This window comes from Nocardia ninae NBRC 108245 (assembly GCF_007990755.1).
GTDB classification, from domain to species: domain Bacteria; phylum Actinomycetota; class Actinomycetes; order Mycobacteriales; family Mycobacteriaceae; genus Nocardia; species Nocardia ninae.
The window spans coordinates 50,408-64,191 of record NZ_BJXA01000017.1 but is presented as its reverse complement, the minus strand read 5'-3'; the positions used below and the strand labels follow the sequence as shown (position 1 = coordinate 64,191).

Here is a 13,784-nt window from a genome sequence, read left to right as displayed (position 1 = left end):
ATACCTTTCGAGCCCCACGCACTCCGCGAGTGGGTGGGGCTCGAAAGCTATGCGGCTCAGGTGATTCTGGCGACGATGTCGAACTCGACGCCGTTCGCACGGGCGATATAACCGTGCTGGATGGCCTGGTTGCCCTGGAACGCGCGCAGCCCGCCGGGGGTTTCCAGCAGCACACCGTGATCGATCGCGCCGAGCACATCGGGCACCCGCAGCGAACCCACCGCGTGCGCGAGCCCGGCCAGGGTGTGGATGGCCTCGTAGGTCATGTTGCTGAAACTGGTGAGCGCCGGCGCGAACTCGCCGTGCAATTTGCGGTAGCGGCCGACCCGCTCCCGCCCGTCCGCGGTGCGCTCATCGATGAAGAAACTGGACGCGGCATAGAAGTTCTGGTTGGCGCCGGGACCGCCCGCCAGCAACACGTTCTCGTCCGCAGCTGGGCTGATCCGCAACTGGGTCGCCGCCCGTCCGGTCGAAGCGAACTGCCGGTTGAACCGGGACACGTCCGCGCCCACCATCAGAATCACCACGCCGTCGGCCCGATCCAGCGCCGGATGGCCCAGGAAGTCGCCGAAGTCGGGCGCACCGAGCGGCACGAAGCGCTCCAGCACGATGGCACCGGGGTCGGTCAGACTGTTCCGGATCGCCTTCGCGGACTCACGCGGCCAGATGTAGTCGTTGCCGATGATGGCCCAGCGGCGCACGCCGTGCTCGCGCTCTAGCCACTGCAGAGCGGGCAGCGTCTGCCCCGCCGGGTGCTCGCCGAGCATCAAAACCCCGGGCAGCTCGTCCGGCAGCCCCTCGTGCCCGGTGGCGAATAAATAGGGCACCCGGCTGGCGGTCGCGCGGGCCACCACCCGGCGCACCGCGGAGGTGTGCCAGCCGGTGATCGCGTCCACCATGCCGGTCGCCAGCAGTGCGGAAACTTCGCTGGCCACCTCGTGCGGCGCCCGCCCGCCATCGATATTCGTAGTACGAATTTCTCGGCCGAGAATTCCTGTGCCCCGGTTGATTTCGTCGACGGCAAGGGAAATCGCCGCATCGCAGGAGGGTGCCACGATCCCGCCCGGTCCCTGCATGGGGACTATGTTCAGGATCTCGATTGTGCCCTCTGGGCTCTCGCCGAACGCTGACATTCGGTACTCTTCTTCTCGTTCGAGCGAAATTCATGGCAGGCAGGAATAACAATGACGACCATTGTAAGCGGATATTCGACGCTGCATGGTGCGCTGCGTGCCGCAGAACGCGGTTGGCTGCGTCACTTGGACGCCGCACTGTGTGCCAGGCAGCTCACGGCCGATCAGTGGTCGATGTTGTCGAATCTCTCCAGTGAGACCGGCATCACTATGAGCGAGCTGGCGGCCAGGTCACAGCTGGCGCCGTCCTCGGCGACCCGGCATGCGGACTACCTGGCCGAGCGCGGTCTGATCTTCCGGCTGGCGGCCCAGGACGACCGCAGGCGGATCCTGATCGGGCTGAGCCGACTCGGTGCGGAGCTGGTCGCGTCGGTGCGGGCCGAGGAGTCGCGGGCCGAGCAAGAACTGCGGACGCGAATGGGTGCGCGGCGCTACGCCGAACTCATGCGTTTATTGGAACTTGTTTCCGCGAACCCCGAGTAGGGCTAATTCGTCCGACGATTTCCGCGCGGTCTGATCCGTCCTCGGACACACGCGCGGCCATCCTCGCGCGCCATCTTTGTGCGGTGCCGAATGGAATTAATGTGGCCGCTCGTCATAGCAAAATTTGAAGTAGTGGCAATCCTGAAATTTGCCTGCCGTGGACACCTATCGGCAGCCGGGTAACGGCTCGCCTGTCGAGGTTGCGATCCCCTTGCTCGACACGCCGCGCGGCGAGCGCCGGCGACTTCGGCCGCGTACTACCGTTTCACTCGGACCAAGATCTCGATCTGCACCATCGCGTACGTTCTCTCCGCCGAAACGGAAAGTGGTGTCCGATGCGGTTGTTCGGTTCATGGCAACGCGGGGCCCTGGCTGCCGCTGTGTCGGTCTGTTTCGCCGCCGGGGTGGTCTCGGTACCCGCGCACGCGGCGACCGCGGGAACGGTCATCTCCGTGCTGCCCCAGCCCGAGGGTTGGCGCAACGTCAGCAATGGCTCGGTTGTCGAATACTGGATGACCGGTTCGGACGGCACCCCGAAACCCGCCAGCGGTGCGGTACTCATGCCGCCCGGTCCGGCCCCGGCCGGCGGCTGGCCGATCCTCGCCTTCGCCCACGGCAGCTTCGGCCTGGGTCCGGGCTGCGGCGCCCAGTCCGATCCGGCCCGCGGCCCCTGGCCCGAGTTGCGCGTCGCCGAAGACAAATTCGTGGCGAGCTTCCTGTCCAAAGGGTTCGCCGTGGTGGCGCCGGACTACCTCGGGCTGGGCCGGTTCGACACCGGCCCGCACCCGTACCTCGAGCTGAAGACCGAGGCCACCGCGACCATCGGCCTGATCAAGGCGGCCAGGTCGCACTTCGCCGAGCTCTCGCGGACCTGGGTGGTCCTCGGTGGTTCGCAGGGCGGGCATGCGGCGCTGGGGACCGCGCATCTGCACCGGACCTACGCCCCGGAGCTCGACTTCCGCGGGGCGATCGCGATCGACCCCGCCTCCGACGCGGAGAGCCTGCTGCCGATGGCCGGACCGTGGGGTCCCGACCTGCCCAGTGAGGTCGGTCAGGCCCTCACCGTATTCGTCTCCAGCGTGCTCGCCGGACTGCGCACCGCGCGGCCGGACGCGAACATGGACAGCTACCTGACCCCGCGCGGCCGGGAGGTGCTCGACACTGTCGGCCGGCTGTGCCAGGACCGGATGGTCGAGGGGATCGGCGATGTCGGCATCAGTCAGCTGCTGTCGAAGCCGTTGACCAACAAGCACTTCCAGAATGTGCTCGCCGATTACCTCGGTGTGCCGACCAGTGGTTACGACGCGCCGATCCTGTTGCTGATCAACGCGACCGACATCTCGGTACCCTCGCCGCTGCACGCCGCATTGGCAGCCCGATTCACCGTGAATCGAGTGGACTATAAGATGGTGGTCGGTACGGGCCGACACCTCCAGATCAATCGGGAGATGCACGCGGCCATCGATGCCTTTCTTGCTCGGATCCAACCCGTTACGACGGGTCAGAACTAGCGTTTCCACACGGTGGTGCGAGATCTGCTGCGCGCCGCCGAGTTTCTTTGCGACAACCCTGTGTGTGCAAACGAGATGTCGGCCGAACGCGCGGTGCCGGGTGCGCGCTGAATCGGCGAAACCTGTAGAAACAGAAGGGTTCCGGTTATGCATGGTCAGTGCGACAAGAAGGTGTGTCGTTGCCTCGATAAGCAACCGCGATGGTCGATGCTGGTGCCCATGAAATCGACTTTCCCAGGCGTAGAAAGGCGTCGGTCCCGGTGCGCCTTCGTGGCCGGCACCGCAGTGGCAGGACTGCTTGTCGGTGTGATGACCGGATTCGGCGCGGTGTCGGCTTCAGCGGATCCGAGCGTCGCCGGGATTCCCACCGGCGCGGTATCCCCGGATGGCTCGCGTATTACCGGTGTCGAGAAAATCGATGACCACAGCATCCGGCTGCAGGTGCACTCTGCGGCGATGGACAAGACATTTCCGGTCGATGTCGTCCGGCCGGCGGATACCTCCCGGCCGCGGCCGGTGCTCTATCTGCTGAACGGCGCCGACGGTGGCGAAGGCCTGGCCTCGTGGCAGGCGCAGACCGACATTCCGAAGTTCATGGCGGATAAGAATGCCAATCTGGTGATCCCGGTGGGCGGGCCGTTCAGCTATTACGCGGACTGGATCAAGGATGATCCGGCACTCGGTCGCAACAAGTGGAAGACCTATTTGACCGAAGAGCTGCCGCCGCTGATCGACGCGGCGCTGGGCACCAATGGCGTCAATGCCATCGCGGGGATCTCCACTGCGGGCACCACCGTGCTCACGATGCCCATGGCGAAGCCGGGTCTCTACAAAGCGGTCGCCGCCTACAGTGGCTGTGCGCAGACCAGCGACAAACTCGGCACGGCTTTTGTAAAATCCGTGGTCGGCATGGGCGGCGGCGATGTGGAGAACATGTGGGGCCCGCCCGGCTCGCCCGAATGGCTGGAAAACGATGCTTACATCAACGCCGAGAAGTTGCGCGGGCTCGATCTGTACCTGTCGTCGGGCGACGGCAGCCCGGGCAAATACGACACGGTCGACGGGCGGGCCGAACAGCTCGGTGGCGGCCGGACCCAAATCGATGGGGACGACAATCAGCTCGGCGTCGAGACGCTGATCAATCAGATCGCGGTCGGCGGCGCGATCGAGGCCGTCACCAACTTCTGTACGCGCAATATGCAGCAGCGGCTGGAGTCCCTCGGAATTCCGGCGACCTTCCGATACGCCTCGGGTACGCATTCGTGGGGTTACTGGCAGGACGAGTTCAAGCACTCCTGGCCGTTCCTTTCCCGCGGGATGGGTCTGTCGTAGTGCCGACGCTCGAATGAGCTGAATTCGAAGAAGTTCACAGCGGGGCCGAGGGCTGTCATCCGATAGCCGTCGGCCCCGTTCGGTATTCACCCCGCGGTAACGCTGATATTTTGTCGCCCGCCCCGCCCGAAATGTGCTACAAGTCGTAGTTGGAAGGGAAGTGACAACCCGCCGCTATTCGCCCGGTAGGACACGCCGCGCAGCTCGTGGACCGGCGGTATCGGCCGTATATCCTGCCTGCATGGTATCTACAGAGACCCTGATCAACGATGTTTCGGACACGGCGCGATGGGCAGCTGCATATCGGGCCATTGAATCTTCCCGAAAAGACGCACTAATCTGTGATCCATTCGCCGATCGTATGGCAGGAGCCAGTGGCTACGAGATCATCCAGGCGGCGCCGAAGAAAGTGCGCAGCGGGCTTGGCGTCGTCGTGCGGACCAAAATTATCGATGACCTGATTCAGGATTCACTGGCCCATGGCTGCACCAGGGTGCTGAATCTCGCGGCGGGCCTCGACACGCGCCCGTACCGCCTCGACCTGCCTGCCGAGCTGACCTGGATCGAAGCCGATCTGCCCCGATTGGTCACCGAGAAAACGCAGTTGCTGGCCGATGAAACACCCAAGTGCCGGTTGGAACGGCATCAAGTGGACCTGTCGGAGGCGGCGACCCTGCGTTCGTTCCTGGAGTCCGCCGTGGTGGACCCGGCCCAGACCCTGGTCATCACCGAGGGGCTCATCCAGTACCTCGAGGACGAGCAGGTCAGCGAGCTGGCGAGCGCATTGCGCGCCGCGAACATTCAGTGGTGGATCGTGGATGTCATGAACACGACGATGCAGAACGGCATGGAGCGGTCGTACGGAACCATGTTCGAGAACGCGCCGTTCCGGTTCGTCTCCGACGATCCGATCGCCTATCTGGAAGAGCGCGGCTGGCTGGCAACGGATCTGGAATCGGTATACACCCATGCGCGACGAGCGGGCCGTCTGCCGCTCAAGATGCGGCTGCTCGCGTCCGTGCTGGAGCCGGATCCGCGGCACGCCGGTAATCGGCCGTGGGCTGGTGTACTGCGCATGTCCCCAGCCTGAGGTAGTGACGTAGGCCGGTGGCGGGCCGATCCGATCGAGCGGTCCGGCCACCGAATATGCGCCTAGTGGATATGAACAACAAATGCGGGGCCGAGCGTCTGCAGTCGCTCGGCCCCGCATTTAGTTTTAGCTCAGAGATGATGGTTTAGAGCAGGCCCAGCGCAGACACGGCGAGTGCGATGACGCCGGCGAGGCCCAGGCCCAGGGGAACGGTCACGGACAGCAGCATGAGTTTGCTCCTTCTTGGTTCGAGTGAGTGTGAGTGGTCGAATCGAGGATGCTTGATCCGGTTCGACCGAACTCGGGAATCAGAGTGGACGCCAGCTTGTGCTGGATCCACTGTGCGCAAGAGGCTGCGATTCTCAGATCAAGCCCAGAGCGGCCACAACCAGGCCGACAGCAGCAGCGACACCGAGACCGAGCGGGACGGTAACAGACAGCAGCATGAGTTACTCCTTCATTGGCAGATGAGTGTGGGTCCAACGTACGAGATGCTGATTCCGACTCGAAACAGATCTCGGAATTCGAAGCAGGACCGAGTCTTCCTTCTGAAAGCCCTCGGCCCCACCGTCAGAATTTGCTGCTTTTTCTCAGAGCAGACCGAGAGCGGCCACAATCAGGCCGACAGCAGCAGCGACACCGAGACCGAGCGGGACGGTAACAGACAACAGCACGAGTTACTCCTTCGTTGGGACGGTTGGGTGTTGTGTAGCAGAAGAGATCATGCCAAGTGTGGCGTTGTTGACGCTGAACTGTCCCGGCGTGTCGGAAATTTCGCGTCGACCTATCTTTCTGAACCAACGGCCTATAGCAGCTTTTTTCGCGCGGTGTGTCCGAATGAATAATCCGAACAAAAGGTCTGAAATATTCGCGCTCGAGCGGCGGCGGTCTGCAGAAGTGGTCGTCGATCCGACCCGGGGTCAGCTGTCGGCGCTACGCCTCAGTAACGGTCGCAGGAGGCCGTGACTTTGCGGATTGCCGCACGTGCGTCGGCATTGGCGTCGGCACTCGCATCGGTGGTGGTGGTGTTGTTCGCATGCATTGCCGACATCTGGCCGAAGCTCTTGTTGAACATCTCGAACGCTGCTTGGCGCTGGGACACCGGCTGCGAAAGTGCTGTTTGCAGAACGGCCTTCTGGATCGGGTCCGCATCGAACTTGGCCGCGACAGCGGGTTCCATGTCGCGCATAGCCGCATCGAACTGGCTGAACGAGCATTTCGTCGTCATCAGGGGCGCCAAGTCGGTGGCCAGATCGGCGGACGCCGCTCCTGATCCGAACAATGCAGTGGCGGCGGAGAATCCGCTGAAGGCAAGTGCGGCGATCGTGTATCGGGCTTTGCGCATCGTCATGTAGTCACCCTTCGTAGAGTTCATCTGACTGTCGGGTCGGTGACCCGGCGGTGATGGTACTCAACAAAGTCGGTGGTACGAGCGGGCAACGCGCGCATCGTGCCCGAAAGTTCTTGCGCCATGCGCGAACCGAAGGCGTCACCGTGACGAAAGAATGGTAGATCGGGGAAACGGCCGACTGTCGTATCCATGGACCGACCGGGCGCAGTCGTAATTAATCGGAAGAGCGTGCGGTATAAGCGGATGTGCTGTGCCGCCACGAGAAAACCGGCCTATTCGGTGTGTTATGCGGCGGGGCAGGTTGTTTCCTGGCATGGTGACGCCGTGCCGCTAGCGGCGTCCGCCTGCGGAACGGTGCGGCGAATCGAGCCGCCTCGTGGACGCGAAGACGATCGTGCGACGAGTGGAAGGTGCGAATTCTACGTGTTGGAAATTTCGAGCTTGGTCAAGCGCTACGGGGACGTTGTCGCGTTGTCCGACATGACGTTCGACGTGCGGCCCGGTGAGTTGTTCGGGTTCGTCGGATCCAATGGCGCGGGGAAGACGACAACGATGCGGATCATCATGGGCGTGATGGCCGCCGACGCCGGGGAAGTCCGATGGAACGGCAGGCGGGTGGATCTGGCGACGCGGCGGCGCATCGGCTACATGCCGGAGGAGCGCGGGCTGTATCCGCGGATGAAGGTGGGCGCGCAGCTGCAGTACTTCGCTCGGCTGCACGGGCTTTCGGATTTCGAGGCGTCCACCGCCGCGCAGCTGTGGATGTTGCGCCTCGGGATCGAGCAGCGCGCCGAGGACGACGTGTTGAAGCTCAGCCTCGGCAATCAGCAGCGGGTGCAGTTGGCGACCGCGCTGGTGCACAACCCCGATGTCCTGGTGTTGGACGAGCCGTTCTCCGGGCTGGATCCCGTTGCGGTCGAGGTGATGAGCTCCGTGCTGCGCGAACGTAGCGCGGAGAAGGGCAGCCCGGTGCTGTTCTCCTCGCACCAGCTCGACCTGGTCGAGCGACTGTGTGACCGTGTCGGAATCGTCCGGAACGGGACCATGGTGGCCTGTGGGACGGTTGATGAATTGCGCGGTCGCGCACCGGCGTTGGTCGCGATCGACGCGCCGGGCCTGGATGACGACTGGATCACCCGAATGCCGGGGGTATCGGTGAGCGGGCGCGAAGCGTCCCGATGGATCCTGCGCCTGGAGGACCACGTGGACGACCATCTGGTGCTGACCACCGCGCTGGCCGCCGGGCCGGTGCGCGAATTCGGCCGGGTGCAGCCCACTTTGACCGATTTGTTCCGGGACGCGACGGTCGACTCGGCCGAGGTGGCGGCATGACCGAGCGGATGAACGACCCGAAGCTTTCTCCGACACAGGCGATTCGCATCGTCGCGGGCCGCGAGATCAACGTGCGGGTGCGCTCGAAAGCCTTCGTCGCGATCACCGCCATCCTTGTGCTCGCCGTCGCGGGCACGGTGCTGCTGTTCCACTTCATCGATCGGGGCACCACCGCCGCCGTGGAAAAGGTTGGCCTGACGGCGGATACGGCTCAGTTCCAGCCGTTGCTGGTCGCCGCGGGCGCGGCGGCCGGGCAGTCGATCGAGACCACCGTGGTCGACCGGACCGCCGGTGAGGAGCAGATCCGTGCGGACGATCTCGCGGCCTTGCTGGTCGGCGCCGCGGACGGGCAACTGCAGGTAGTGGTGAAATCGACGCTGCCGGACGGGCTGCGCACGGCGTTCGGTCTGGTGGCCAGGCAGGCCGCGCTGCATCAGGAAATCAGTTGGCTCGGCGGGGATCCGGCCACCGTCGAGAGCGCGATCGCCGCGGCGAAGATCGCCGTGCAGCCGCTGCAACCGGCCGACGATCATCGTGGTGCGCGTATCGGCATGGCGGCGGTGATCGGTGTGCTCACCTACGTGATGCTGCTGATCAGTATTCAGCTGACCGGGCAGGGGGTCGTCGAGGAGAAGGCCAATCGCATTGTCGAGCTGCTCCTTGCGACGATCCGCCCGTGGGAGCTGTTGGCGGGCAAGGTGATCGGCATCGGCATCGTGACGATCATCCAGGTGGCGCTGATCGCCGCGGTCGGGATGGCCACTGCCTTCGCCACCGGGGTACTGGAGCTTTCGACGGCGATGGTCGGCAGCGTGGTCGGCTGGGCGGTGGTGTGGTACCTGCTCGGCTACTTCCTCTATGCCCTCGTCGTCGCGGCGGCCGCGTCGCTGGTGTCGCGGCAGGAGGATCTCGCCTCGGTGGCGGTTCCGGTGTCGGTGGTGTTGATCGCGGCGTATCTGATCGGGCAGTCCATCGTGCCCGCGGATCCGCACGGGACCTCCGCGACCGTGCTGTCGATGATCCCGCTGCTGTCGCCGGTGGTGATGCCCATGCGGGCGGCCTACGACGTGCCCGGCTGGCAGATGACCGGCGCGCTGGTGGCCATGGTGCTGACCATCGCGCTGGTGGCTCGATTGGCAGGCCGGATCTACGGCAACGCCGTCCTGCTCACCGGCAGCCGGGTGTCGCTGCGCACCGCGCTCCGCGCGCACGCATAGTGAAACAGCAATGACACGCGACTGGACCGGATAGTCCGTTTTGTGACTGGTGTGACTAATAGCATCGGGCGACACCCACTGTCAGTTCTGGTAGGAGGCTCATCGATGTCGTTCGGTCCCCGTCTACGCGACAAGGCGCTAGGTCGCGGCACAGCACTACGTCGTTGCCGACAGGCGGCGCTGATGTGCTGTGTCGCCCTGGCCGCGGGATCGGCGGCCGTCCCTGTCTCGGCCGCCCCGCCGTCCGGGGCAATCTCGTTGCCGCCGAGCCTGATCGACGCGTTGGGGCGCGACCTCGGCATCGACGCCGCGGAATACGCGCGCCGGGTCGCGCTGACGAATCGATTGTCCGAGTACGCCAGGTCGGCCCGGATCGCCCATCCGGCCGCCTTCGCCGGCGTCCGGATGGACGGCGGTCGCCCGATCGTCTCGCTCACCGACGGGGTGAGTTCCCGGCACGCACGGGCGGCCGCCGAGGCGGCGGGATTCACCGTGGAAACGGTGTCCGCCAGCGAGGCGACCCTGCGGGAGCGGCGCGCCGCGTTCGAACGCTGGCTCGCCGCGCAGACCGGCGCGGTCGCCGAGTCGATCTTCGGGTACGGAATCGACATGGCGGACAACAGTTTCGCGGTGCGCGTCGCCAAAGACACGCAGCTGCCCGCCGAGGCGGGGCCGGTGCGCGCGATCGCGGCGACGATGCCGGAGGCCTGGCCCGACAACACCGCCGACGAGGTGCGGCCCATCGCGGCCGAGGGGCCCGACGGCAGCATCGTCGGCGGCCAGTCCTACGCCTTCGAGGTCGACGGCGAGGTCCATCGGTGCTCGTTCGGCTTCCACGCCACCGACGCGAAAGGCCGCGCTGTCAATATCACCGCGGGCCACTGCGACCCCAACAACCTTGTCGCGCAGGCGAAACGCAAGCAGGGGCCCCAGCGGGTCTTCACGGTGCGCGGGACGTCGGACAAGGAGTACGTGCCCGGCGAGAAGCCGAAGCTGGGCACCGAACTCGGCTACTTCGACGTGTCCAGCTTCAGCCCGTACGACTACGGGATCCTGCGGATCAACGAGGCGGCCGCGCCCCGGTTCCGCAACAACCTGGTCTCGGCGGGCGAGCTGTCGCCGCCGACCCAGTCGGTGGTGCCGCCCACGCTGGATACCGGCAGCAACACCAGCCAGGTGCCGGACGCGTCGATCCGCGAGAGCGGGGTGGTGCCCATCGACGGCACGGCGGATCCGATCGACGGCGCCGTGGTGTGCAAGGCCGGATTCCGGTCCGGCTACTCCTGCGGCGTGGTGCTCGCCTCCGGCCAGGTCGCCCGGCTGAAAGGCGTGCCGGGCCACAGTGACCCGGTTCAGTTCGAGGACATGTTCATCACCACCCTGTGCGGTCATCAGGGTGACAGTGGCGGCCCGATCATGGCGGGTACCAAGGCGGTCGGCATCACCAGCTCCATCGTCACCACGGCCACACTGTTCGACGGCACCTGTGGGCACCTCCCGGTGCTGCTCGGTCAGCCGTTGAGCACGGTGCTGCGCGACCATCCCGGCTTGAAAGTCCGCACCAGCTGATCCGGCGGTGCCCCCTAAGATCGCGAGCATGCCCGTTTCCACGACCGCCGCTACGGCCACCGGATTGTGCGCGTTCATCGACGCGTCGCCCTCGCCCTTCCACGTCTGCGCGACGGTGGCCGCCGAGCTGGACGCCAACGGCTTCACCCGGCTGGACGAATCGGCGCCGTGGCCCGCGGACGGCCCGAGCAAGCATTACGTGGTGCGCGGCGGCTCGCTGGTCGCGTGGGCGACGGCGGACGCCGCGGGGGTGACACCGTTCCGGGTGGTCGGCGCGCACACCGACAGTCCGAACCTGCGGGTCAAGCAGCACCCCGATCTGACGTCGGCGGGCTGGCAGCTGGTCGGCCTGGAACCCTACGGCGGCGCCTGGCTCAATTCCTGGCTGGATCGCGAGCTCGGCCTGTCCGGGCGGCTCAGCGTGCGCGACGGAAACACCGTGCGCGAGCAGCTGGTTCGCATCGACGAGCCGATCCTGCGGGTGCCGCAGCTGGCCATCCATCTCTCCGACGACCGCAAGGGCGTCACGCTGGACCCGCAGCGGCACGTGAACGCGGTGTGGGGCGTCGGCCACGAACCGCGCTCCTTCCTGGGGTTCGTCGCGGAGCAGGCCGACCTCGACCCGGACGCGCTGCTCGGCTGGGAGCTGATGACCCACGACCTGGCGCCGAGCCGGCTCGTCGGCCGCGACCGGGATCTGGTCAGCGCGCCCCGGCTGGACAACCAGGGCACCTGCTACGCGGGCCTGCAGGCCTTCCTCGCTGCAGTTGCCGAGCCCGGCGCGGCCATTCCGGTGTTCGCCACCTTCGACCACGAGGAGGTCGGCAGCCAGTCCGATCGCGGCGCGCAGTCCGATCTGCTGCCGACGGTGCTGGAGCGGATCGTGCTGTCGCGCGGCGGCGATCGCGGCGAATTCTTTGCCGCCCTGGCGGGTTCGATCTGCGCCTCCGGGGACATGGCGCACGCGACGCACCCCAATTACCCGGAGCGGCACGAGCCCGCGCACCGCATCCAGGTGAACGGCGGACCGGTGCTCAAGGTCAACCAGAACCTGCGCTACGCCACCGACGCGGCGGGCGCGGGTGCGTTCGCGCTGGCCTGCGAACAGGCGGGAGTTCCGTTGCAGCGCTACGTGCATCGCGCTGATCTGCCGTGCGGATCGACCATCGGCCCGATGACAGCCGCGGGCACCGGCATGACAACGGTCGACGTCGGCGCGGCCCAACTGGCCATGCATTCGGCGCGCGAAATAATGGGCGCCGCCGATGTTCCGGCCTACGCCGCGGCGCTGGCCGCCTTCCTGACACCCGCCGTCACCGGGTGATAGGTCGCCACCGCGACGACGAACACCGCGAGGGTGGCGAGCACATAACTGCTGCCGATGAGCTGCTGCCACCAGGCCCAGCCGAGTTCCTTGTCCTCGGAGTGCGGCAGCAGCCACTGCGGTCCGATGAGGAACATGACGCTCATCGCGCCGACGGAGCCGAGGAACAGCGGGCTGCGCGTGTTCCAGGTGCCGCGCTCGGATCCGTCACTCTTGCCGCGCGCGATCGCGTCCGCCGTGACTACCAGCGCGGGCGCGATCCACACCCAGTGGTGCGACCAGGAGACCGGCGAAACCAGCAGCACCACCGCGGCATTCACCATCAGCGCGGCCACGGTCGCACCTGTGTCGATCAGCCTGCGCATCCAGATGGCAGCCAGTACGACCGCCACCAGTGACAGCGTGATCCACAGCATCGTGGCCACCGAGTCGGCGATGCCGAGCCGGAACACCATGCCCTTGATCGACTGGTTACCAGCGAAATACGGCGGCCCGATCCGGCCGGTGTCGGCGAGCGTGTGGAACCAGTACTCGGCCGAATCACTCGGGAACAGCAGGAAACCCAGCCCGACCGCACCGATCGCGGAGACGACCAGCGTGCCCGCCGCCTTCCAGTCCTTGCGCAGCAGGAAGTACAGCAGGTACCCGCCGGGGATCAGCTTCACCGACACCGCGATGCCGATCAGCATGCCGCGCGGCCAGAACGGCTTGCGTACCAGGCAGTCCAGCGTGATCGCGGCCATCAGCACCAGGTTGATCTGGCCGAAGCCGAAGGTCTGGCGCAGCGGTTCGAAGGTCTGCAGCAGGGCGACCGCGCCGATGACGATCGTCCAGGCGGTGACCCGGGACAGTTCGGGGCGGATCCGCGCGAGCACCACCCGCAGCGTGACGGCCAGGCTGGCCAGCGAGGTCACCAGGACCAGCACCTCGGCCACCGGCAGCGGCATCAGTGCGAGCGGGGCGAAGAACAGCGCGGCCAGCGGGGGATAGGTGAACGGCAAGCCGATTCCGGCGACCGGCGGCATCGGCCCGTACAGTTCGCCGTCGTCGAGCCAGACCCGGGCGCCGTTGCGGTACACCTGTAGATCGATGTAACCGGACCACCAGTGCACCAGTAGCGACAGCGCCGCGGACGCGGCGAACAGGCCGACCGCGATCAGCAGCCAGCGCAGCTGCTCACGCGACAACGGGACGCGCGCCGTCGAGGTGGCGTTCGGGTTTTTCGAGGCAACCGGCTCAGCGGAATCCGCAACCCCCGATCGTTCGTTCACGGGGCCCAGCGTATCCGTGGCCGGTGTGTGACCCTCGTCGGCGCGCACGGTGGCTGGTTCGGCCTGTGACCTGGCGCACAGGATTCCGGCGAACCGGGCGCGGGGCCGATGCGGCCCGTTGCCTGTCAACGGTCACGGCTAAACTTCCAGGCGAATCCCCAGCTTCGCGCT

The 13,784-nt window shown here is 66.1% G+C and carries 12 protein-coding genes; 9 read left to right on the top strand and 3 right to left on the bottom strand.

Annotated features, from left to right (window positions below; all coding sequences use genetic code 11):
- Nucleotides 1-56: 56 nt before the first annotated feature.
- The gene (locus tag NN4_RS15410) at nt 57-1,133 is read right to left on the bottom strand and encodes a substrate-binding domain-containing protein (RefSeq protein WP_107653958.1); all 1,077 of its coding nucleotides are present in this window, start codon (nt 1,131-1,133) and stop codon (nt 57-59) included.
- Nucleotides 1,134-1,184: 51 nt separating this feature from the next.
- Between NN4_RS15410 and NN4_RS15405 the strand changes: the two genes are divergently transcribed.
- From NN4_RS15405 to NN4_RS15390, 4 genes are all read left to right on the top strand, one after another.
- On the top strand, nt 1,185-1,616 hold the full coding sequence (locus NN4_RS15405; RefSeq protein WP_107653959.1) for a MarR family winged helix-turn-helix transcriptional regulator: 432 nt from the start codon (nt 1,185-1,187) through the stop codon (nt 1,614-1,616).
- A gap of 335 nt (nt 1,617-1,951) precedes the next feature.
- Complete coding sequence (locus tag NN4_RS15400; RefSeq protein WP_147131054.1) at nt 1,952-3,127, top strand: alpha/beta fold hydrolase; 1,176 nt, start codon at nt 1,952-1,954, stop codon at nt 3,125-3,127.
- Between the two features lie 309 nt (nt 3,128-3,436).
- A complete protein-coding gene (locus NN4_RS15395; protein WP_135234612.1) occupies nt 3,437-4,459 on the top strand; it encodes an alpha/beta hydrolase in 1,023 nt (340 codons plus the stop codon).
- A 160-nt stretch (nt 4,460-4,619) separates the two neighbouring features.
- A complete protein-coding gene (locus NN4_RS15390; protein WP_246180892.1) occupies nt 4,620-5,549 on the top strand; it encodes a class I SAM-dependent methyltransferase in 930 nt (309 codons plus the stop codon).
- A gap of 940 nt (nt 5,550-6,489) precedes the next feature.
- Here NN4_RS15390 and NN4_RS44980 read toward each other — a convergent pair.
- Complete coding sequence (locus NN4_RS44980) at nt 6,490-6,738, bottom strand: hypothetical protein (protein WP_186818442.1); 249 nt, start codon at nt 6,736-6,738, stop codon at nt 6,490-6,492.
- Between NN4_RS44980 and NN4_RS44975 the strand changes: the two genes are divergently transcribed.
- From NN4_RS44975 to NN4_RS15365, 5 genes are all read left to right on the top strand, one after another.
- The gene (locus NN4_RS44975; RefSeq protein ID WP_167768916.1) at nt 6,728-6,904 is read left to right on the top strand and encodes a hypothetical protein; all 177 of its coding nucleotides are present in this window, start codon (nt 6,728-6,730) and stop codon (nt 6,902-6,904) included. The genes NN4_RS44980 and NN4_RS44975 overlap by 11 nt on opposite strands.
- A 476-nt stretch (nt 6,905-7,380) precedes the next feature.
- A complete protein-coding gene (locus NN4_RS15380; RefSeq protein WP_186818448.1) occupies nt 7,381-8,232 on the top strand; it encodes an ABC transporter ATP-binding protein in 852 nt (283 codons plus the stop codon).
- Nucleotides 8,229-9,449, top strand: coding sequence for an ABC transporter permease (locus NN4_RS15375; RefSeq protein ID WP_147131048.1), 1,221 nt, complete (start codon nt 8,229-8,231; stop codon nt 9,447-9,449). Before NN4_RS15380 ends, NN4_RS15375 begins: the two co-directional genes overlap by 4 nt.
- Nucleotides 9,450-9,554: 105 nt before the next feature.
- Nucleotides 9,555-11,018, top strand: a complete 1,464-nt coding sequence (locus NN4_RS15370; protein WP_147131046.1) for a S1 family peptidase — start codon at nt 9,555-9,557, stop codon at nt 11,016-11,018.
- A gap of 28 nt (nt 11,019-11,046) precedes the next feature.
- Nucleotides 11,047-12,342, top strand: coding sequence for a M18 family aminopeptidase (locus tag NN4_RS15365; protein WP_147131044.1), 1,296 nt, complete (start codon nt 11,047-11,049; stop codon nt 12,340-12,342).
- Here NN4_RS15365 and NN4_RS15360 read toward each other — a convergent pair.
- The gene (locus NN4_RS15360; RefSeq protein ID WP_147131042.1) at nt 12,294-13,613 is read right to left on the bottom strand and encodes a glycosyltransferase 87 family protein; all 1,320 of its coding nucleotides are present in this window, start codon (nt 13,611-13,613) and stop codon (nt 12,294-12,296) included. The two genes, NN4_RS15365 and NN4_RS15360, sit on opposite strands and share 49 nt — an antisense overlap.
- Between the last annotated feature and the right edge of the window lie 171 nt (nt 13,614-13,784).